The sequence below is a fragment of the Proteus sp. fly-1008 genome (assembly GCF_040140305.1).
Lineage (GTDB): Bacteria > Pseudomonadota > Gammaproteobacteria > Enterobacterales > Enterobacteriaceae > Proteus > Proteus vulgaris_B.
Genome location: NZ_JBEEWH010000001.1, coordinates 143,200 through 165,287, shown reverse-complemented (window position 1 = coordinate 165,287; position 22,088 = coordinate 143,200). Strand labels below are relative to the sequence as shown.

General features: G+C 35.7%; 21 protein-coding genes and 2 pseudogenes. 12 read left to right on the top strand and 11 right to left on the bottom strand.

Features of this window, described 5'->3' with window-relative positions:
* Positions 1-229: 229 nt before the first annotated feature.
* The 6 genes and pseudogenes from ABN256_RS00820 (at position 230) to ABN256_RS00795 (ending at position 7,386) form a co-directional block, all read left to right on the top strand.
* Entirely contained in the window at positions 230-1,807 is a 1,578-nt protein-coding gene (locus ABN256_RS00820; protein WP_196553115.1) for an anthranilate synthase component 1, read from the top strand.
* Positions 1,807-3,400 (top strand): annotated as a pseudogene (gene trpD / locus ABN256_RS00815) (bifunctional anthranilate synthase glutamate amidotransferase component TrpG/anthranilate phosphoribosyltransferase TrpD). The gene ABN256_RS00820 and the pseudogene trpD overlap by 1 nt, the downstream one beginning before the upstream one ends.
* A 4-nt stretch (positions 3,401-3,404) precedes the next feature.
* A complete protein-coding gene (trpCF, locus tag ABN256_RS00810) occupies positions 3,405-4,760 on the top strand; it encodes a bifunctional indole-3-glycerol-phosphate synthase TrpC/phosphoribosylanthranilate isomerase TrpF (protein ID WP_349438919.1) in 1,356 nt (451 codons plus the stop codon).
* A 39-nt stretch (positions 4,761-4,799) separates the two neighbouring features.
* Positions 4,800-5,990 carry a tryptophan synthase subunit beta gene (gene trpB / locus ABN256_RS00805; RefSeq protein ID WP_349438917.1) on the top strand — a complete coding sequence of 397 codons (1,191 nt, stop codon included), beginning with the start codon at positions 4,800-4,802 and terminating at the stop codon, positions 5,988-5,990.
* Entirely contained in the window at positions 5,990-6,796 is an 807-nt protein-coding gene (gene trpA, locus ABN256_RS00800; protein ID WP_349438916.1) for a tryptophan synthase subunit alpha, read from the top strand. The genes trpB and trpA overlap by 1 nt, the downstream gene beginning before the upstream one ends.
* A 275-nt stretch (positions 6,797-7,071) precedes the next feature.
* Positions 7,072-7,386 (top strand): BON domain-containing protein, encoded by a 315-nt coding sequence (locus ABN256_RS00795; protein WP_072067989.1) that lies wholly within the window; start codon positions 7,072-7,074, stop codon positions 7,384-7,386.
* A 673-nt stretch (positions 7,387-8,059) separates the two neighbouring features.
* Here the strand turns inward: ABN256_RS00795 and ompW are convergent.
* The gene (gene ompW, locus ABN256_RS00790) at positions 8,060-8,707 is read right to left on the bottom strand and encodes an outer membrane protein OmpW (RefSeq protein WP_072067988.1); all 648 of its coding nucleotides are present in this window, start codon (positions 8,705-8,707) and stop codon (positions 8,060-8,062) included.
* Between the two features lie 432 nt (positions 8,708-9,139).
* On the opposite strand from ompW, the gene ABN256_RS00785 reads away from it, so the two are divergent.
* Entirely contained in the window at positions 9,140-9,910 is a 771-nt protein-coding gene (locus ABN256_RS00785) for a YciC family protein (RefSeq protein ID WP_349438914.1), read from the top strand.
* Between the two features lie 110 nt (positions 9,911-10,020).
* Here the strand turns inward: ABN256_RS00785 and ABN256_RS00780 are convergent, their stop codons facing one another.
* Positions 10,021-11,838 (bottom strand): SulP family inorganic anion transporter, encoded by a 1,818-nt coding sequence (locus ABN256_RS00780; protein ID WP_349438913.1) that lies wholly within the window; start codon positions 11,836-11,838, stop codon positions 10,021-10,023.
* Positions 11,839-12,148: 310 nt separating this feature from the next.
* On the opposite strand from ABN256_RS00780, the pseudogene ABN256_RS00775 reads away from it, so the two are divergent.
* Positions 12,149-12,697: pseudogene (locus ABN256_RS00775) on the top strand (septation protein A); the annotation flags it as partial.
* Positions 12,698-12,902: 205 nt separating this feature from the next.
* Positions 12,903-13,334: an acyl-CoA thioester hydrolase YciA gene (yciA, locus tag ABN256_RS00770; RefSeq protein WP_072067984.1), complete on the top strand. Its 432-nt coding sequence runs from the start codon at positions 12,903-12,905 to the stop codon at positions 13,332-13,334.
* Positions 13,335-13,447: 113 nt separating this feature from the next.
* On the opposite strand, the gene tonB is transcribed toward yciA, so the two are convergent.
* Together tonB and ABN256_RS00760 are read right to left on the bottom strand one after the other, a co-directional pair.
* Complete coding sequence (tonB, locus tag ABN256_RS00765; protein ID WP_196553121.1) at positions 13,448-14,167, bottom strand: TonB system transport protein TonB; 720 nt, start codon at positions 14,165-14,167, stop codon at positions 13,448-13,450.
* 113 nt (positions 14,168-14,280) lie between these two features.
* On the bottom strand, positions 14,281-14,463 hold the full coding sequence (locus ABN256_RS00760; protein ID WP_072067982.1) for a YciY family protein: 183 nt from the start codon (positions 14,461-14,463) through the stop codon (positions 14,281-14,283).
* Positions 14,464-14,769: 306 nt separating this feature from the next.
* Here ABN256_RS00760 and cls point away from each other — a divergent pair, with 306 nt between their 5' ends.
* Both cls and ABN256_RS00750 read left to right on the top strand, forming a co-directional pair.
* Positions 14,770-16,230, top strand: coding sequence for a cardiolipin synthase (gene cls / locus ABN256_RS00755; protein WP_072067981.1), 1,461 nt, complete (start codon positions 14,770-14,772; stop codon positions 16,228-16,230).
* Positions 16,231-16,345: 115 nt separating this feature from the next.
* Entirely contained in the window at positions 16,346-16,669 is a 324-nt protein-coding gene (locus tag ABN256_RS00750) for an HI1450 family dsDNA-mimic protein (RefSeq protein ID WP_115349680.1), read from the top strand.
* Positions 16,670-17,026: 357 nt separating this feature from the next.
* Here the strand turns inward: ABN256_RS00750 and ABN256_RS00745 are convergent, their stop codons facing one another.
* From ABN256_RS00745 to ABN256_RS00725, 5 genes are all read right to left on the bottom strand, one after another.
* Positions 17,027-17,458, bottom strand: a complete 432-nt coding sequence (locus tag ABN256_RS00745) for a carboxymuconolactone decarboxylase family protein (RefSeq protein ID WP_196553122.1) — start codon at positions 17,456-17,458, stop codon at positions 17,027-17,029.
* 170 nt (positions 17,459-17,628) lie between these two features.
* Positions 17,629-17,910, bottom strand: coding sequence for a hypothetical protein (locus ABN256_RS00740; protein ID WP_349438912.1), 282 nt, complete (start codon positions 17,908-17,910; stop codon positions 17,629-17,631).
* 182 nt (positions 17,911-18,092) lie between these two features.
* Positions 18,093-18,548: a GNAT family N-acetyltransferase gene (locus ABN256_RS00735; RefSeq protein ID WP_196553123.1), complete on the bottom strand. Its 456-nt coding sequence runs from the start codon at positions 18,546-18,548 to the stop codon at positions 18,093-18,095.
* A 229-nt stretch (positions 18,549-18,777) separates the two neighbouring features.
* Entirely contained in the window at positions 18,778-19,317 is a 540-nt protein-coding gene (locus ABN256_RS00730; protein ID WP_197269244.1) for an Ail/Lom family outer membrane beta-barrel protein, read from the bottom strand.
* A 326-nt stretch (positions 19,318-19,643) separates the two neighbouring features.
* Entirely contained in the window at positions 19,644-20,180 is a 537-nt protein-coding gene (locus tag ABN256_RS00725; RefSeq protein ID WP_196553124.1) for an Ail/Lom family outer membrane beta-barrel protein, read from the bottom strand.
* Positions 20,181-20,632: 452 nt separating this feature from the next.
* Here ABN256_RS00725 and gloA2 point away from each other — a divergent pair, with 452 nt between their 5' ends.
* Positions 20,633-21,022, top strand: coding sequence for an SMU1112c/YaeR family gloxylase I-like metalloprotein (gloA2, locus tag ABN256_RS00720; RefSeq protein WP_196553125.1), 390 nt, complete (start codon positions 20,633-20,635; stop codon positions 21,020-21,022).
* A 46-nt stretch (positions 21,023-21,068) separates the two neighbouring features.
* Here the strand turns inward: gloA2 and ABN256_RS00715 are convergent, their stop codons facing one another.
* A complete protein-coding gene (locus tag ABN256_RS00715; protein WP_196553126.1) occupies positions 21,069-21,668 on the bottom strand; it encodes a pentapeptide repeat-containing protein in 600 nt (199 codons plus the stop codon).
* Positions 21,669-21,735: 67 nt separating this feature from the next.
* Positions 21,736-22,032 (bottom strand): putative quinol monooxygenase, encoded by a 297-nt coding sequence (locus tag ABN256_RS00710; protein ID WP_072067973.1) that lies wholly within the window; start codon positions 22,030-22,032, stop codon positions 21,736-21,738.
* Positions 22,033-22,088 lie beyond the last annotated feature (56 nt).

Genomic DNA, 22,088 nt, shown 5'->3' with positions numbered 1-22,088 from the left:
CAGTTTACTAGTACGCAACACGAGCTAGTTCACTTTCTATTTATCTGTCGTTGGCTGTAAGGAGATCTTATGAATATCAATCAACATCTTATCGCTCTTTGGTGGCGCAACACTCTTTTATGGGCGGTTTGATCTCCGGCTTAACGTCAGTGATATCTAAAACCCGCCTACGCGGGTTTTTTTATGCTTTAAAAACAGTAAATAAAGAAAATAATATAGAGCGATAACAATGAATACATCACTTGCATTCCCATTTAATACCAAGGCAACGCCACTGCCTTATCACAGCGAACCAGCTTTGCTTTTCAATACATTATGTGAAAATCAACACTACACATTATTGTTAGAATCTGCACAAATCGACACTAAAGCAAACTTAAAAAGCTTATTAATTGTTGATAGTGCATTACGCATCAGTGCAGTAAAAAATCAAGTCACTATTGATGCATTAAGCGTTAATGGGCAAGCGTTATTGCCAGCATTAAAAATCGCACTAAAAGAAAAAGCTAGTTTAACGTTAGAGAGCGACAAACAGTGTGTTTTTAATTTTGCAACGCCTTCACAAGAGACTGATGAAGAAAGCAAATTAAAATCAGCTAGCGTATTTGATGCGTTACGTTTCTTTCTTGTTAATAAAGACACTAAAGATGCAAACTTTATCTTTGTTGGTGGCTTATTTGCGTATGATTTAGTCTGCGGATTTGAGTCTATTCCTGAATTAGAAAGTGATTTTTCTTGCCCTGATTATTGCTTTTATTTAGCTGAACAATTAATCGTGATCGACCATCAAAATAAAGATAGCCAGTTGGTTTCTATTGCATTTACTGATGATAAAACAGAATGTCAACGCCTCACTTTACGACAAACCGAATTAATTTCGCTAGCTAAACAACCATTAAAACACCCTATTCGCCCCGCTTTAACAGCAGAGGGTTCAGCGATACACGCCAATATGGACGATAAAGGCTATGGTGATATCGTTGAGGCGATGAAAACCTATATTCGTCGTGGTGATATTTTCCAAGTCGTGCCATCACGTCGTTTTCAAGTAGCTTGCCCTTCACCACTTGCTGCATATCAAGTGTTGAAACAGAAAAACCCAAGCCCGTATCTGTTTTATATGCAAGATGCTCTATTCACTGTTTTTGGTGCATCACCAGAAAGCGCACTAAAATATCAAACCAGTGATCGCCAAATTGAAATTTACCCTATTGCGGGAACTCGTCCTAGAGGACGCAATGCCGATGGTTCAATTAATGCAGATTTGGACAGCCGCATTGAGCTAGAAATGCGTACTGACACCAAAGAACTTTCAGAGCATTTAATGTTAGTTGATTTGGCGCGTAATGATTTGGCTCGTATTTGCCAAGCTGGCAGTCGCTATGTTGCGGAACTAACAAAAGTTGATCGTTATGCTTTTGTGATGCACTTAGTCTCTAGAGTGGTAGGTAAATTACGTGATGATTTAGATATTTTCCATGCTTACCAAGCATGTATGAATATGGGAACACTATCAGGTGCCCCTAAAGTCAGTGCTATGCAATTAATTGCTCGTTATGAAAAAACGAAACGTGGTAGCTATGGTGGAGCCATTGGTTATTTTACTGGCGCTGGTGATTTTGATACTTGCATAGTTATTCGCTCTGCTTATGTTGAAAATAATATTGCTACTATTCAAGTTGGCGCTGGAATTGTGCTCGATTCTGATCCCAAAATGGAAGCGGAAGAAACCCGCAATAAATCACAAGCTGTAATTAATGCCATTTTGCAAGCTCACACAGAAGTACAAATGCAGGAGGCTTGCTAATGGCAACTATCTTACTTCTCGATAACATCGACTCTTTTACCTACAACCTAGTCGATCAACTGCGTAGCCTCGGTAATACCGTCGTCATTTATCGTAATAGCGTCACTGCCGATTTTATTGAACAGAAATTACATGAACTAGATAACCCTATTTTATTGTTATCTCCGGGGCCTGGCGCACCTTCACAAGCTGGTTGTATGCCTGAACTATTGAAGCGTGTACTCGGTACATTACCTGTCGTTGGCATCTGTTTAGGCCATCAAGCCATCATTGAAGCTTACGGTGGAAAAGTTTCTTCATGTGGAGAGATCTTACACGGTAAAGCGACATTGGCTGAACATGATAACAGTGAGATGTTTGTTAATTTACCCAACCCTTTACCTGTTGCACGCTATCATTCGCTTTCTGGAGAACACGTTCCCGAACAACTTATTATCAATGCGTGGTGCGATAACACTGTTATGGCGGTGCGTCACCGTCAACATAAAACCTGTGGTTTTCAGTTTCATCCAGAATCAATTTTAACCACCAAAGGCGCACAACTTTTAGAACAAACAATCGCATGGGCATTAACTCCTAAAGGAGACGCATAAAATGGAAACTATCTTCAACAAATTATTTAGCGCGCAGCAGTTAACATTAGAAGAAAGCCAAACTCTGTTTAGCGCGATTATCCGTGGTGAATTAACAGAATCACAATTAGCCGCTGTATTAATTAGTATGAAAATGCGTGGTGAACATCCACAAGAAATCGCCGGTGCTGTACGAGCATTACTTGAAAATGCACTGCCATTTCCTCGTCCTGATTACACTTTTTGCGATATTGTTGGTACTGGTGGTGATGGCGCAAACAGCATCAATATATCAACCGCTAGCGCATTCGTAGCGGCAGAAGTCGGTATTAAAGTTGCCAAACATGGCAACCGCAGCGTATCTAGTCGCTCAGGCTCATCCGATTTACTCGCTGCTTTTGGTATTCCATTAGATAGAAGTGCAGATGATGCACGTCAATTATTAGATGAAGTAGGACTTTGCTTTTTATTCGCACCGCAGTATCACAGTGGTTTTCGTTTTGCAGCCCCTGTGCGCCAGCAACTAAAAACACGCACCTTATTTAACGTACTAGGTCCCTTGATTAATCCAGCTCGTCCACCATTAGCATTAATTGGTGTTTATAGTCCTGAGTTATTAATGCCTATTGCAGACACACTAAAAGTATTGGGTTATGAACGTGCCGCAGTGGTACACAGTGGTGGTATGGATGAAGTGTCGTTACATGCTCCGACTCAAGTCGCTGAATTATGTAATGGTGAAATTACACGTTACGAACTCACACCCAGCGATTTTGGTCTTCGTCCTTGTTCAATGGCCGATTTGGAAGGTGGTACACCTGAAGTTAACCGTCAATTATTGGCAGATTTACTGCAAGGTGAAGGAAAAAGAGCACATACCGAATCTGTTGCAGCTAATGTCGCTTTATTAATGCGTTTACATGGGCAAGAAGATTTAAAAATGAATACTGAAGTTGCCATGCACGCCATTTATAGCGGTAAAGCAATAAATCGTGTCACTGCATTAGCAGCTAGAGGATAAAAACATGACCGTATTAAACGCCATTGTAAAAGATAAAGCAGAATATCTGATTGCACGTAAAGCAAGCCAACCATTATCAGAATTTTCGCATCAAATAGTGCCATCAACGCGCTCGTTTTATCAGGCATTAACTCAGCCTAATACTGTTTTTATTTTAGAATGTAAAAAAGCATCGCCCTCAAAAGGATTAATTCGTGCTGATTTTGATCCCGCAACGATTGCTAAAATTTATCAGCCTTATGCCGCGGCAATTTCGGTATTAACCGATGAAAAATATTTTCAAGGGAGCTTTGATTATTTACGTCAAGTCAGCCAAGCCGTACATCAGCCAGTTTTGTGCAAAGATTTTATTATTGATGAATACCAAATCTATTTAGCACGTTTTTATCAAGCAGATGCCATCTTATTAATGCTCTCAGTCTTAGATGATGAGCAATATCACGCGCTATCGACGGTTGCTCATCAATTAAATATGGGTGTATTAACCGAAGTCAGTACAGAAGAAGAGCGTCAGCGAGCAATTAAGCTTAATGCTAAAGTTATTGGTATTAATAATCGCGATTTGCGTGATCTCTCTATTGATTTAGCGCGCACTCAACAACTAAGCCAAGGATTACCAAAAGATGCAATCGTGATCAGTGAATCTGGTATTCATACCCACCAGCAAGTCCAAGAGTTAAGTCAATATGCTAATGGTTTTCTGGTAGGTAGTGCCTTAATGTCACAAGAAAATATTGACCAAGCGGTGAGAGCGCTTGTTTTGGGAAAGCATAAAGTGTGCGGGTTAACTCGTACACAAGATGTAAAAGCAGTTTATGAAGCTGGTGCTTATTATGCAGGATTGATTTTCGCAGAAAAATCCCCGCGTAAAGTGACATTGTCACAAGCACAAGCGTTGATAACACAAGCCCCCTTAGCGTTTGTGGGTGTTTTTCAAAACCAACCCATTGCACTTATTTGTGACTATGCTGAAAAACTTAATTTATCTGCCATTCAATTACATGGGCAAGAAGATGCTCAGTTTATTGAGCAACTTAGACAAAAAATTCAACCTAACTGTGAGATTTGGCAAGCAATAAATATGGCAATCCACAATGATATTTCTCCCATTTCACACGTTAATAAATATGTACTTGATAATGGCACAGGCGGTACAGGAATAACGTTTAATTGGCAAAAAATTCCAAACTCAATACGTGAAAAAGCATTACTTGCTGGTGGCCTTAATAGTGAAAACTGTTTAGATGCAGTTAAAACAGGCTGTATCGGGCTTGATTTTAACTCTGGGGTAGAATCGGCTCCTGGCATAAAAGATGCACAACGTCTAGACCAAGTGTTTACACAATTACAGCGAAACTAAATTTCATAAAAATAAAATTTTAAACAGGATGACATCACAATGAGAAAACTTAACCCCTACTTTGGCGAATTTGGTGGCCAATATGTACCTGAAATCTTAATTCCTGCATTGGATCAACTCGAACAAGCTTTTATTGATGCACAAAACGATCCGTCATTTCAGCAAGAATTCCAAGATTTATTAAAAAATTATGCAGGCAGGCCAACGGCATTAACCCTTTGTCGTAATTTAACAGAAGGTACGCGAACTCGTTTATATCTAAAACGTGAAGATTTACTGCATGGTGGCGCTCATAAAACTAACCAAGTATTAGGTCAAGCTTTACTGGCAAAACGTATGGGGAAAACCGAAATAATTGCAGAAACGGGTGCGGGTCAACATGGTGTTGCCACTGCTTTGGCCTGCGCATTACTTAATATGAAATGTCGTATCTATATGGGTGCAAAAGACGTTGAACGTCAATCACCAAACGTCTTTCGTATGCGTTTAATGGGTGCTGAAGTTATTCCCGTTCATAGTGGTTCATCTACCTTAAAAGATGCCTGTAATGAGGCATTACGTGACTGGTCTGGTTGTTACGACTGCGCTCACTATTTACTAGGAACCGCAGCGGGCCCGCATCCTTATCCAACAATTGTACGTGAATTCCAACGTATGATTGGTGATGAAGCTAAAGCGCAGATCCTAGAGCGTGAAGGTCGTCTACCCGATGCAGCTATCGCTTGTATTGGTGGTGGTTCTAACGCTATCGGTTTATTTGCTTCATTTATTCCTGAAACGTCAGTGCAACTGATTGGTGTTGAACCTGCAGGTAAAGGTATTGAAACGGGTGAACATGGCGCACCACTGAAACACGGTAAATTGGGGATCTATTTTGGGATGAAATCCCCTATTATGCAGACAGATGAAGGCCAAATTGAAGAATCTTATTCAATTTCAGCAGGTCTTGATTTCCCATCAGTTGGACCACAACACGCACATTTAAATAGCATTGGTCGCGCTGATTATGTTTCTGTTACAGATGATGAAGCAATAGAAGCATTTAAAGCACTTTCTCGCCGAGAAGGAATTATTCCAGCCTTAGAATCTTCTCATGCTCTAGCTTATGCACTTAAATTAATTGCACAAAATCCTGATAAAGAGCAATTACTTATTGTGAACTTATCAGGACGTGGCGATAAAGACATTTTTACTGTAAACGATATTTTAGCAGCAAGAGGAGAAATCTAATGAGCCGTTATCAAAACTGCTTTAATGCATTAGCACAAAAACAACAAGGTGCATTTGTTCCCTTTGTAACATTAGGTGATCCTTCTCCTGAGCTGTCACTACAAATTATTGATGCGTTAATTGAAGGTGGTGCCGATGCTTTAGAGATTGGTATTCCTTTTTCCGATCCTCTTGCAGATGGCCCTACTATTCAAGGTGCTAATTTACGAGCCCTCAATGTTGGTGTAACACCCACCGATTGCTTTGCTCTATTAACTAACATACGTAAAAAACATCCTAATATTCCTATTGGCCTATTAGTTTACGCCAACCTTGTTTTTAGTAATGGGGTTGATAACTTTTATGGTAAATGCCAACAAGCTGGTGTCGATTCTGTCTTAATTGGTGATGTGCCCTTACGTGAATCAAAAGAGTTCAGAGAAGCAGCACAGCGAGCGAATATCGAGCCTATTTTTATTTGCCCGCCTAATGCTGATGATGAGCTTTTACAAGAATTAGCCATCTCAGGTAAAGGCTATACCTATTTACTCTCAAGAGCAGGCGTAACAGGAACAGATAAACGTGCTGAACAATCGCTAACGCACCTTACTGACAAATTAAAAACTTATAATGCGCCACCTGCATTACAAGGATTTGGTATTTCAGAGCCAAAACAAGTCAAAGAGGCTATTGCAAATGGGGCAACGGGTGCTATTTCAGGATCTGCCGTTGTACAAATTATTGAGAAAAATCTTCATCAACCTGAAGTGATGCTTAAAGCGCTTACTCAATTTGTCAAAGAAATGAAAGCGGCTACACTCGCTTAACTATCGTTACCGATCCGCTTTAGGAGAATAGTTTGCTATTTTTCTAAGCGGATTACTCTTAATTCATCATTTATTGACCCACACTTTTGAAGTCCATTTTTGGGGCTTAGTCCGCATGAAATGGTGCAATCTCTCTTCTTTCTCCATTTAAAGTACATAATCAATACCTATAAAAATTTGGCAATATTTTATTTTTTGCACATACTTTATAAAGCGCTTTATGTTTTCTTTTCAAAAATACTCAACCAATTACACAATATATAAGGAGTTTGATAATGAAACTATGGGCAAAAATCTCCGCTGTCATGGCGGCATTATTGATGGCATTTACGTTGTCTGCATGTTCTCCGACTTCAACGTCAGAAGGTACTGGGGGTTATTTTGACGACTCTGTGATCACCACCAAAGTTAAAACAGCACTAATCGGTGAAAAAAATCTTAATTCAACACAAATTAGCGTTGAGACTTTTAAAGGTAAAGTTCAATTAAGTGGTTTCGTTTCTTCTCAAGCGGATGCTAATCGTGCCATTGAAACAACACGCAAAGTTACAGGTGTAAAAGGCGTTATCAATTCAATGGTTGTTCGCTGATCCCTTTTTTATTCTAGTCTTCCCTTAGCTTTATTTTTTAGACCACTTCGGTGGTCTTTTTCATTTATGAATTTATGTTTATTTGTACGGACTATCATAATACAGATCAATTTTTGCAAAAAAATCAAATCATTCAAAAATAGCCCGCTTTTGTCTCACCCTAAAAACAAGCTCATAAAAAGAGCAAAGCAAAAGGTTCTCTAATCATTTTGCGTTCAATAACAAACCACTTAGTTATTATCTGTACGAGGCTTTTCTAAGCCTTTTTATTTCTCTATTAATCTCATCTATCCGTTGATAGATAACACGCTTTTACTAAAATTAAATATAAAGATGCATTTTAAATACATCTACGAAATACTCGATTTTATCGATTACAATGCTATTTATTATTAACAAATAGAAATAAATAATTCTCATTATATTTATAGTTGAGCTTTAAGATGCATATAAAATACACCTTAAAAGATATTTAAACATTATATGTTCCATTTTAAATGCATCTTTATTTATTTAACATTATTTAAAAATGGCTCTTATTTTAAGTATTAATAATAAAATGGTATCTTTTGATAATCTAAAAATGAGAGTTGTCTTGTGAATTTAAAACATAAAAAAAGCGAAGATAAACTTCGCTTTTTCATTATGAGATATTCTTTTAAAGAAAGAATAATTAGAAACGGTAGCCCACACCAAACATAAATACAAATGGGTCTAAACGTGTTTTAACATCAAAGTCTTTATTAGCAACTTCACTGTTGAATCTTGCTTTTGTTTCGATATTCATCCACCAAACAGAAGCATTCAGCATCCAATTTTTATCGAGGTTATAATCTAAACCCGCTTGTGCTGCAAAGCCCCATGAATCCTTAAGATCAAGCCCATTCAAGCCTAAGCCATCTACTGCTGGATTGTTATTGAATTTCTCATCAAAGAAAGTGGTAAAGTTAAGGCCAGCACCTAAATAAGGACGTAATTTATCTTCACCATTACCAAAGTAATATTGCGCCATTAATGTTGGTGGTAAATGTTTAACTTTTGCAATTTCGCCCACACCACTTAATGAAATTTTATGCTCAAATGGTGTTGCGGCTAATAATTCAACACCGATATTATCAGTGATCATATACCCAAAGGTTAAACCTAATTGAGTATTATTATTTACTCCAAAATGGTCGCCACCTAATATTGCATCAGAACCCGCATTAGGACGAACAGTTGCAGTACCTGCACGGAATAAAAAATCCCCCGCTTGGTGAGCAAAAGAAATAGAAGGCGCAAGAGTTGCAGCCGCTAAAATAAGCGCAGAAAGTTTTTTCATTATTTAACCCATTCCTGTAATAAGTAAAATCTCCGCTAAAAATATAACCATTTATTGATAATTATGATCTAATACCGATCACAACTTTGGAATTATTTTTGCAGAAAGTGTTATTTCTCTTTTTATTATTTATCAATACAATTATTTATAATTGATCCACGTCAAATTACACATTAATACAATTTTTTCTTATAATTAAATTTATTTTTAGTAATATTTTTTGAATAAAAAACATCCTAAAAAGGCATATTTAAAAATAAAGTTATCTTTATGTTAAAATAATGTTTTTTTAATTTAAATAATGAATGTACTGTGGCTGTTAATATCAAAAAATAAGCTTAGTAAGCGGTTTGATAGAAAATATCCCTTTTTGCTGTTGTAAAAGGTACAATGGCGCACATTGACTTAGTCTATTTTTATAGGAGCAGTTTCATGCCTACCACGGCACGCACAATCTACCGCGACAGCCTTAATTTTTATAAGAATGAACAACGTAGCATTGTTACTCTTTCCGCTATTCTTGCTGTTATTTTAGCGATCATTCATGTCTTAGTTGGTCCAACTCCCCAAGAGTACCAATTGATGATTGAATTTGTTGCCAATTTTAAAAACACACAACTTTCTTCTACTTCTCCTGCTGAATTAGAAGCTATGTCAAACAGTGTCGTGGGTGTTGCCAAAAAAGTCTTAGTGCTCTATTTATTTGAAACACTCCAGCAAAGTATTCTCGTGCTTACCCTACTGATGTTTGCTATGGCTATCTCCTCAGGTCATAGCGTCACTCTAGGTCAAACAGCTAATGCTAGCCTACCTCGCCTACCGAAAATGTTTTTATTGATTGTCTTATGCTCTATTTTGATTAGTGCGGGCTTTATGGTGATGATCATTCCAGGTATCATTTTGCTGATTGGCTTTGCATTAGCGCCAGTTGTGCTAGTACGCCAACAGAATATGGGAAGTGCTATTCGTTTAGGATGGAGAATAGGCTTTGGTGAATCAGGTTCACTTATCCCCGCATTAGGGATTTGGATCTTATTGCAGTTCGGTATTGGTCTTGTGGGTAATCTCACAATTCAATTGCCCGATATTATCCATAACTTCTTATTCTACTTTCTGAAAAACATGGCTTCAGCTTGGTTGATTATTTACTTGTTTCGCTTATTTATGCTGGTGGAAAATAAATACACAACGCAACAGCGTTAATCGCTCTATACCTTAGTTTTATCTATAAAAAATCCCGTGATAATTAACCGATTTTGAGGTTACGTCATATCACGGGATTTTTCTTTGTACAAAATACGCCTCAATAATGCTTAATCAGCACATTTTGGTGTCGGTATATTGCTGACTATTGTTGCCGTTGATGTATCCTCATCGTGGCTCTCAGCATCTTGTTTTAACGCCTCTATTCTTGCTTCTTTTTGTTTTTCTTTTATTTGTTGTCGGCTTTGATACAGTCGGATCACAAAATAGAGATCGGGAGCAATAATCAAATCATCTTCATTAAGTGAAATTTTATTACGTTCAATCCAACGATTTAATTCTGTTCTACGGCCAGCTAAAACCAATTTCACGCCTTTTATTCGTAACTCTCGTATTAGCTCATCAATAGCAGCAAACACGCTAACATCGTCATAGGTAAAGCTTACAGCTGCATCTACCGCTAACCATGCTGGCCGTCGAGGTGCGCTATCAACAAGTTGAAGTACCCGTTTTTTAAAATAGCCCACATTAAAATAAGTCAGTGGTGAATTAAACCGATACATCATTAAACCATCAATAGGTTCAATGCCATTATCTTTATTCATTGAGTGAACCATACCTTGTTCATCAACACCCAATAATTGATCGCTCGGACGAAAAACAATACGCAAAAATTGTAACAAACCTAATAAAACGGCAAAACCGATACCGTTAATTAGCCCTGCTAATAACACGGCTAATAAGGTGAATGATGCCAATGTAAATGCTTGTTTATTACGTTTACGATAAGACCAAATATGACGAATACTCAATAATGACCATGAAGAGACAATCAACACAATCCCCAATGATGATAATGGAATATAGGCGAGAAAATCGGTCATAAATAATAGTACTAGCAAAATAACCAGTGCTGCGATAATAGAAACTAATTGCGTTTTCCCACCAACAGAATCATTGACTGCAGTACGGCTACTTGCCGCACTTACCGCAAATCCTTGAGAAAGCGCGGCCGCAATATTGGCAATACCTAACGCTTTTAACTCTTGGTCTGCATCGACATCATAACCATTCTTACTGGCAAAGCTGCGGGCAGTCATCATAAAACTAACGAAGCTAATAACCGCCAAGTTTATAGATGGAACTAACAATTCTCTCAAGACACCTGGATGAAATCCCGTCATGGATACAACAGGTAAAAACAGATCAACATTACCTGCATCTTTATCTACGATAGCAATGCCAAAGCTTGCTAAATCAAATTGCCAACTTAAATACGTCATCACGACCATAGCAATTAAAGGAGCTGGCCATCGACTACGAAAATAACGAATACCTAATAATAGTGCTAATGTTATCGCAGACATTAACACGGTGGGTAAATGCGCATCCATTAATCGAAATGGAACTTCAATTAATTTTTCGATTAGATGGTCAGGAGAAGTATCAAAACCAAAGATTTTACTGATTTGCCCAACCATAATGGTGATCGCGACACCATTTAAAAGCCCCTGCAAAATAGGTCGAGATAGAAAATCAGTAAAAGCCCCTAACCGAAAATGGCTGGCTAAAATACACCAAAATCCCGTCATTGCCGTCATAATAATTGCAAGTTGCCATCTAGCATTCTCATCACCAGCAGATAATGGAATAACTACAGCAGCAATAACAGCACAGGTTGCTGCATCAGGCCCTGTAATTAGCTGACGCGATGTGCCAAACAACGCATAAATAATCATCGGAAAAATACAGGCATATAATCCAACAATCGGGTTAATCCCTAATAATTCGGTATAAGCAATTGCGACCGGCAATGCAACGGCAGCAACAGAAAGCCCAGCTTTTAAGTCATAGCCAAAATAATTACGCTTATAATTAAACAATAAGCCTAATCCTGGCATCCATTTTATTATTCTTTTTCCGTTCATTGATTTCCTCTTATCAGAAATACTTTTTTATATTTATGCATTCATCAAAAAGTGGCGATAATGTTGATGAGTTACTGAATCATATACTAGAGTGATATTTAAATCCTCTTTCATAACTTAAGCTTTAACTTCAGCTATCCCTAAATGCAATTACGTTGATTTTTCATTGAGTTATTTCAGAGAAAAACTGTGTTTTTTATATAAATCAGCACTTCATAATTAAAGATATGCAATTGTTTACCCATTTTCTGTCGCTTTGCATTAGAATAGCCTAGTTTATGAATTTAATTACCATAGGTTCCTATTTGTTATGAAAAATGGCTGGCTTAAGCAATTACTTGATTTCGCTCCACTATTAGTGTTTTTTATCTTCTATAAATGGCAAGATATTTTCTACGCTTCAGGTGCGTTAATTGTCGCCACGTGGATTTCAGTCGGCTTGACGTGGCTTATTTTCCATAAAGTTGAAAAAGCACCACTCATTACGGCTATTGTTGTCACTATTTTTGGCTCATTAACTATCTTCTTCCATTCTGCTGATTTTATTAAATGGAAAGTCACTGCCATATATGCCATTTTTGCTGTTGTATTAATTGGTATGCAGCTATTTACACCTAAAACATTAATGGAAAGAATGTTAGGTAAAGAGCTTGCCATGCCAGCGGTTAATTGGAAAAAAGTAAATATAGCTTGGGTGATTTTCTTTTTTGCTTGTGCCTTAGGTAATATCTACGTGGCATTCTCTTTACCTGAAGAGACTTGGGTTAATTTTAAAGTCTTCGGTTTAACCATTTTGACCTTTATCTTTACTATCGCCAGTGTGGTTTATATCTGGAATAATCGTTTACCAGAAGAACAAACTGAAGAAGAAGCCACACAAAATACTGAACACACATTATCAGATGATATGACAAAACAAGCATCTAAACCGTCATCACACGATGCTCATTCAAAATCTGAGTAATCACATTTATTTTATTGGGAGATGTACACTCATCATATTTAACTTGAAGTAGATGAGTAGATGTCTCCTTGGTTTAAACATTTACAGATAATAATTCTCCATGACTGAACAACAATCTTTGCCTAATGGTGAGCTCGTTTTACGTACCCTTGCCATGCCTGCTGATACAAACGCCAATGGTGATATTTTCGGTGGCTGGTTAATGTCTCAAATGGACATCGGTGGTGCAATTTTAGCAAAAGAAATTGCGTTAGGTCGTGTCGTTACTGTTAGTGTAACAGGCATTACCTTTCTTAAACCTGTTGCGGTTGGCGATGTCGTTTGCTGTTATGCACGTTGCTTAAAAACAGGTAATTCTTCAATTACTGTGAATATTGAAGTCTGGGTTAAGAAGGTTGCAACTGAACCTGTTGGACAACGTTATCGTGCAACTGAAGCGGTGTTTACTTATGTTGCTGTTGATGAAAACAATGCAGCTCGTCGCTTACCTGAAGGTAAAGCACACTTCACATTAACAAGTACAATGGAATAACAAGCTCGTCGATTAAAACAAATGATATGAAGACACTGACATTTTAAACACTAAAAAAGGCACTGATTAAAGTGCCTTTTTATTTATCTGAGATCTAATATCTACATTGTATTTTAGCTTGCTGAAACACCTGTTAATTTAAACTCGATAACGATAACTTTCCCTTTATAAGGAATTTTTTCATATCGCCATTGGCGCATGGCTCTTTTAATATCACGTTCAAACACATTTTTAGGATCAGCAGAAACAATTTCTACATTATCGACTCGCCCATCAGCATCAACGTCAAAACGTACTTTCACTGAACCTTCAATACCGACTGCTCGTGCACGTGAAGGATATTCGGGTAAACCTTGGCGTACAACGTTAGGTACTCTACCTTCGCCACTGCTTGCTACTGCGACAGGTTTCTCATCACCTTTATCACTTGGCTTAGCCGTTGGATTAAGATTTTTAAGATCATTGCCTTTATTAACCACTAAAGGTTGTGGTCGTTCAACAGGCGGCTTAGGTTTGTCAACCGGTTTTGGCTTAGGTTTAGGTTTTGGTTCTGGTTTTTTCTCTATCGGTTTTTCAATAACAGGTTTTACATCAGGAATAGGCTCTGGTTCGGGTTCAGGCTCAGGCTCGACAACTGGCTCCGGTTCTGGCGGTGTGACTTCTTCAACCACAGGTTCTGGTTCGCCAGCAGGTTCATCCGCAGCAAATGCCAACATTTGTATAGAGATAGGCTCCGGTGTAACGACCTCGTCCTCTACAACATAGAACATTGCTGCTGCAACCAAAGAGGCATGCAGGCAGAGTGATATGAATACCCAAAGCTTCCAACGCATAACTTGTCTTATTTCACCTAAAGAAAAAACAATGCCCCTAGTTTAAATGCAAATAGCAATCATATTCAATAACGTTTATCAAAATGATTGATATAAACAGTTAAAAAGTGAAATTATGAGTTCCATTCAATCTGCTGTACAAATAAAAGTGCTCTGTGTTTTTTTGAAGTATCCAGTTTACGCATCTTATAAATTCGGAAATTACGACGAGATTGCCCTTCTAACCATCGACGACGTTTACGTATAGCTTGTCTCATCATTCGCCAACGAGCTACTTCAGTCCTACTGTGTCTCATGCTATCAGCACCTATTTTTTCGAATAAGTGGTGTATTATAAGACGTTCATTTTGTGATCCAAGAGGTGATTTATGATTTGCTTAAATTTCATTCATTCTTTGAGCATTTCTCACAAAGGAAAAATAAATAAAACATCGTATCTTATTGCTTATTTAATGCTTATATCTTAACAAAGAGATTTGACAGAGATAATAATCCTGATTTAATAACAACATTCGGCAAATAACAAAAATAATGAACTATTTTTAGTAAATTGCCTTTAAGCTTATCCATGCGATTCATTTTCAACGGAAAATAGCTCTACTATGACAACATTTTATACTGTATTAAGTTGGCTAACCTTTTTCTTCTATTGGCTATTAATTGCAGGGGTCACATTTCGTGTCCTAATGCATCGACGTCCTGTCACCTCCACAATGACTTGGCTATTGATAATCTATATTCTGCCATTAGTCGGTGTTATTGCTTATTTTGCCTTTGGTGAATTACATCTTGGTAAACGGCGTGTTGAACATGCTAAGCAGATGTGGCCTTCTGTTGTTGCTTGGCTCGAAGACTTAAAAAAATGTAAGCATATTTTTGCAACGGGTACTAGTGATGTTGCAACACCTCTTTTTCAATTAACCGCTAAACGCCAAGGTATTAAAGGCGTTAAAGGGAATAAAATTGAGTTGTTAACTACCTGCGAAGATTCGTTGAACTCAATCACGCGAGACATTAATAATGCCCGCGATAATATTGAAATGGTTTTTTATATTTGGCAACCTGGTGGTTTAGTCGAAGAAGTGACAGATGCTTTAATCAAAGCCGCTAAACGGGGTGTAAAATGCCGTATCATGGTTGACTCTGCTGGAAGCTGGAATTTCTTTCGAACCAAAGGCCCTGATGTAATGAGAGCCGCGGGTATTGAGTTTGTCGAATCACTCCATGTTAATTTATTCCGTTTTTTCTTACGCCGAATGGACTTACGCCAGCATCGAAAAATTGTATTGATTGATAACTATATTTCCTACACCGGAAGTATGAATATGGTTGATCCTCGTTATTTCAAGCAAGATTCAGGTGTAGGACAATGGATTGATATCATGGTCAGAATGGAAGGCCCTGTTTCTACTACTTTAGGTATGATTTATGCCTTTGATTGGGAAATGGAAACAGGTGAGCGTCATTTACCTCCTCCTCCTGATGACAACATTATGCCTTGTGAACAAGAAAGTGGTCATACAACACAAGTGATTGCTTCAGGTCCAGGCTTTCCTGATGAACTCATCCAGCAGTCATTAATTACCGCCATTTATTCAGCAAGAAAAGAATTGGTTCTTACAACACCTTATTTTGTGCCTAGTGACGATCTTGCCCATGCAATCTCAACCGCAGCAATGCGGGGTGTTGAGGTAAGTATTATTGTGCCTCGTAGTAATGATTCTTTCCTTGTACGTTGGGCAAGTCGTGCATTTTTTACAGAAATGCTCGAAGCAGGTGTGAAAGTCTTTCAGTTTGAAGATGGCTTATTACATACCAAAAGCGTAATGGTTGATGGGCAACTCAGCATGGTCGGCTCTGTTAATCTTGATATGCGAAGCTTATGGTTAAACTTTGAAATTACTGTCGTCATTGATGATGAAGGTTTTGGTAGCGACTTAAGCATTGTACAATATGATTACATTGCTCGTTCTACAGAATTAACATTAGATGAATGGGAAAAGCGACCGTTCTTCAATCGCGTTTTAGAACGTATCTGCTATTTCTTTAGCCCTCTGTTATAACAGAAATATTGTTATCAAGAAGGTAAATAGGATCTGCGATAGAATACTTTGCTAAATTCGCAAAAATGCGATACAAACAACGCGATAATCATTGGAATAATAAACAGGCATTACCATGAATGAACCAACCTTGATCAGTGAAGATGACGCTCTAGAACAAGCGTATGATCTCTTTTTAGCTCAAGCAGCTGATAATTTAGATGTTGCAGACCAATTACTCTTTAATCTGCAATTTGAAGAAAGAGGTGCAGCCGAAGTGGTTCCATTAGGTAATGATTGGCAATTCATTGTTGGTCTGCCAGTTACACCTGCTCGCTTTAGTGAAGTGATTATTGGCCTTGCACCTGATGATAATTCAGATATTGATGATATTTTTGGGCGTGTACTGATTAGCCGTGATCCTTTAAATCCCATGTTCCATATTATCTGGAAGTCATAATATCTTTTCACTATCTTCGCCAGCTCATATTTAGGCTGGCGATTTCTATTTCAAATAGCCAATAAAATGAACTCAAGCCATCTTCTTACCGATACGATTTTTACACTCGCTCTCTTTGGCGCATCTTATTGGTATATCTGCATTGTTCTTATTATTGTGATGTTTTATGGTGTAATAAAAACCAAAAAAATGTTATTACGCATCTTTTTTATTCTTTTCGCTTTAGTTTTTGCTTATATACCGTTAATGCAATATCTCTGGTAAACATACAACAGAAAAAATTAAAAGCGCTATTAAGATCAGCGCTTTTTCTATACTAAATTGTCTTGCCATGCTTATTACCCTAAATACAGATAATTACTGACGTAAACTCACTGCAATACGATTAAAGGCATTCATTAATCCGATTGCCAATGTTAAATCGCTCATTTCTGTATCTGAAAAATATGCTTTCACTTGTTGATAGATATCATCATTGGTATTTTTTGCGGAAATTTGACTTACAGCATCAGCCCATAATAATGCAGCTCGTTCTTTCTCTGTAAATCGCTCACTGACCTGCCAACCATTTAATGCATCTAATTTATTTTGGGCAACACCATGATGACGTAATGAAGTACTGTGCATTTCTAGGCAAAAAGCACAACCATTGATTTGAGAGACTCTTAAATAAACAAGTTCAATCAACATAATATCAAGTGAGCTACTTTCTAATGCTGTTTTACATTGAATTAAGCCCGCATAAGCTGCGGGACTAAGTTTTGGGTAAGATAAACGCAATTTTGACATAATATTCTCACAATAAAGGCAAACAAATTACATGCTGGATATAAAAACAGTACCAATGTAAGCGATTTATAGTAATGAGTTTATCAATTTTGTGGTATTACACCTTAAAACAATGAATTAAGTATTTATATCTAATGTATTATTTTCTATTAAACGAATTATAATGCTATTTATTCAAAACATCTTGATGAGTGAGTAATAGTTAAAAACATTATACCTTCACGACTTAATGTGCTGTCTTTTTTGATGGGGGATGATTGGATCATTCTATCTATTTCAGAGGAAGAAAATTTATTGTCCACTTCATTATAAAAACACAAACATTGATCTTTAGTGACAATGCTATAGACATTTAATGTATCCAGACAATATTCAATAACTGCATTTTCTTGTGATTCAGAACAAGCAGGTAGCACAAATAAATATAAAATAACAACGACTATTTTCTTCATAACGATTCCATAACTATATGAAATTTATTTAATTATGAAAAAATTATTCCATGAAAGTGAAGGAATTATCACGACCTAAATCAAATTAAAGTGGATAATTGATCTTTATGAAAGGGAAAGAGAGAGTATTTTTTATTTCCCTCTCTCATTTTGGTAATACATTTTTTTATTTCGTTCTTTGTTTAGTATTTATACTTATTTTTGTTTAATTTTAAATGTAGTAGTGGAAAAGGATTTCCTTGACCATCTAATTCAGAACGCCCTATTTGCTCAAACCCGATATGCAGATAAAAGCCAACTGCTTGAGGATTTTGTTCATTAACATCTAACTCATCAATATTGAGTATATTTATTGCAAAATTTATGAGCAATTTACCACAACCATGACCTCTAGAATCAGCATGAACAAATAGCATTTCGAGCCTATTTCCCGCTGTACCTAAGATCCCATGAATAGTTTTATTTTCATCTATCGCAATATAAGTATTAAGCATAGGAAAATACTGTTCTAAAATATCTTTTTTAAGCGATGAAATAATATCTTCAGACAAAAATGTATGCGTTGCCCTCACTGAAGACTCCCACACTGAGATCATCTCATTATAATGTGATGATTCTGCTTTTATAACTGTTAACATGTTGATCCTCCAAATCCCACATCTCAAAGATATTTTACTTACAGATAATTTATTCTGTTAAAAAGCGGATAATTGATTATTATAAATTAAAAACTTAACATTAAATACTTATTTTATAATATTTTTGAACATCATTACAACAATATTGATTGAAATATTAATATAGAAATTAATTAAATAAAAAGACCATATATCATGGTCTTTAGAATAAGGATTGTTTAATATAATATTAGAAGCGATAACCCACGCCGAGTACCCAAGTTCCCAAATTAGCATCATTCACTTTTGAATATTCATAAGATGCATCAATTGCGATATTAGAGATTGGATTTATTTGAAGACCTACACCATAACTTAAAGACGCTTTTTTTTCATGATGATTTTCAATATCATCTTTATATTTAGCACTAATAATACTCGTACCAATTAAACCATAAATATTTATGTATTCATTAAATCGGTAACTAGGTCCAGCAGTAAGTAAATAATAATTAAAATTACTCTGAGCGTTCATTTCATCCTGAACATCATAGCAATAATATTTTTTATGATTATAAATAATTGAGCCAATAATACCAAAGCTCTCATTTAATTTACGATCATACTTAATATTAATCCCTTTAGGTGCCCCATCTACCTTATCACCATCGATTTTTATCTGAGTTTGCGCATAACCAAGGGATAAGGTGTTTTTTAAATTAGCAGATGCATTAAATGTTATTATTGATAAAGCAATAGCTACAATTGGAGTTACTAATTTGTTTTTCATTAAATTCCTCTATATTTTTAAATCGTTAAAGTAATTAAGTAAATATAATTTAAACCAATAAGAAGTTAGTGTTATAACGCATAAACTCTCAATTAAAATAATAAAGCAAAAAAAAATTTATAAGAATATTTTATTTCTTACATTCTAAAATATAAAATAATTACCTTGAAAAAACGATTATTTAACAATTTAAAATCAATAAAGTTAAAATACAAAGCATGATAAACCGAGGGAAATAATTAATTTTAATATTATTAAATATAAATATAAATATAAAAAGCCACTTTAATGTGGCTTTCTAAGAAATAGAATATATTAAGACAATATTAGAAGCGGTAACCCACACCAAGCACCCAAGTCCCAAATTTAGCATCATCTAGCTTTGAATATTCATAAGATGCATCAATTGCGATATTAGGAATTGGATTTACTTGAAAACCTACACCATAAGCTAATGACGTTTTATTATAGTCACCGCGATAATCATAAAACTTATCTTCTTGATTAACATGACCAAGACCGATTAACCCATAAGCACTAAAGTAATCATTGAAACGATAGCTAGGACCCGCTGTTAATGAAACATAATCAATTTCCGTGGTTCCTATTTTGCCCCAATAACTATAGAAATCATATGTTAACTTTGTATATGTGAGTGAGCCAATAACGCCCCAATTATTATCAAATTCATGATTGTATTTAAAGTTAACTCCTTTAGGATTATCCTCAAGTTTATTACCTTCGAATTTAATTGAACTTTTAGCATACCCTACTGAAAGAGTATTATTCAATGCAGCATGTGCATTAAAAGAAAGTGTAGAAATTGCCAACATTGAAGTAGAAATAAGTAAAAAACGGTTCATCTTTATTCTCTATATAAAATGAAAAAACAGAAAAATAGAGCTAAATTTAGCTCTTTTATCAAACTGGAATAAATCCAATAAATTTATTTTTAAATAATACTTTATTAATAAATTATTTACAAAGGCATCATTATCATTAAGGGTAAAATTAAAAGTCTATCTTTATTAAGAGTAAACATACATTATTTTACACCATCATTAATTAAATAATGAGTCTATATTTTTAGGTGTGAATTTATTTTAAATATTATTTTATTCACTATAATTAAAAGCAAATTATTCAACACTAGAAAGAAAAAACTATTATATAGGTTAAGGAGAAACAAATTATTACACATGGTAGTTTTAAAGGTAATAAATTAATTTAAGTTTAAAAATTAATCTATTGTTGTTAACTTTATTTAGCATCATAATAGGTGGGAATTTCTTACTAGATTAGAGCGCTACTATTTATGCTAAAACTCAATAAAATCCATCATGTTGCGATTATTTGTGTCGATTATGAAGTGAGTAAACATTTCTATTGCAATATTTTGGGATTAACGTTACTTAAAGAAAATTATCGTGAAGCAATACAATCATGGAAAGCAGAGCTTGCATTTGGGGATAATTACCAAATTGAGCTATTTAGTTTTCCAGCACCACCTCCACGCTTAAATTATCCAGAAGCCTGTGGCTTACGCCATCTTGCTTTTAGTGTCGATAATGTTGAAGAAAGTATTCAATATCTACAACAACATGGTATTACATGTGAGCCAATACGAATTGATCCTGGTAGTCATAAGCAATTTACTTTTTTTCAAGATCCCGACGGATTGCCTCTAGAATTATATTGCGCATAAACCATACTAAAAAAGCCACTTATTTAAGTGGCTCTTTCTGACAATTTTAATCGACTAATTTAATATCGAGATATCGCAATAAATCAAGAGCTTCAAATTTTGAAAACTTTGCTTTTGCAATTTTATTTTGACGAATATCAATATCAAATGAATGTGAATCTGTAAAATCTACAGCCTCAATATTTGTCTGCATAAACAAGCTATTTGTAAAATCAGATCCTATCATTATCGACTTATTAAGTTCTGCATTTCTAAAATCGACATCATGCAATCGGCAATCATCAAAAACAGATTCATAGAGTTTTAAACCAAAAAAATTACATCCACTTAAAATACTACTTTTAAAACTTAATTGTGAATAGAGATCAAACCGAGGCCAATGTGCTTTAGTCCAATCAATACCAACGAGTTTACACCCTATAAATTCTGTATTAGAAAAACGAGTATTCGGTATATATGCTAAACTTAAATTACAACGATCAAATAAACAATTAACAAATTTACAGTGTGATAAATTTACAGATGAAAAATCACATTGATGGAATTCGCATTGTTCAAAGGTAATATTTTTAAATTCCCCTTCTGCCACATCAAGTTTATTAAATGTTTTGTCTAAATAATCCTGGTTGTTTTCTATACTTTCCATAATTTACTCCGATATATTTTATACTAACAAATAACTCTCCTAAAAAAGTAGACTAGTGCTCTTCCCTTTACTTTTCATCAAAAGCATTCCCCATAAGTAAAAATTTAGGCTCGGCTTTTTTATAGGCATCAATCATAGGAACGAGCCGCTGAAAATGTTCACTGGCACAATGAATATCAAGAGCAGCATGATCAGGCCATTGCTCAATAAAAACAAAATGACCTGGGTCCTTTTCATCAATATATAAATCATAACTAATACAAAGAGGTTCTTTCTTTGTCGCTTCCACTAATTCACGGTAGAGTGGTAAAACAATTTCAATCGCTTCTGTTTTAATAAATTCTTCAGCAATCACTTTTAGCATGATGTTTCCTTGATCGACTTAATAAGCATTAACTGTATAAACATACAGATAAATAT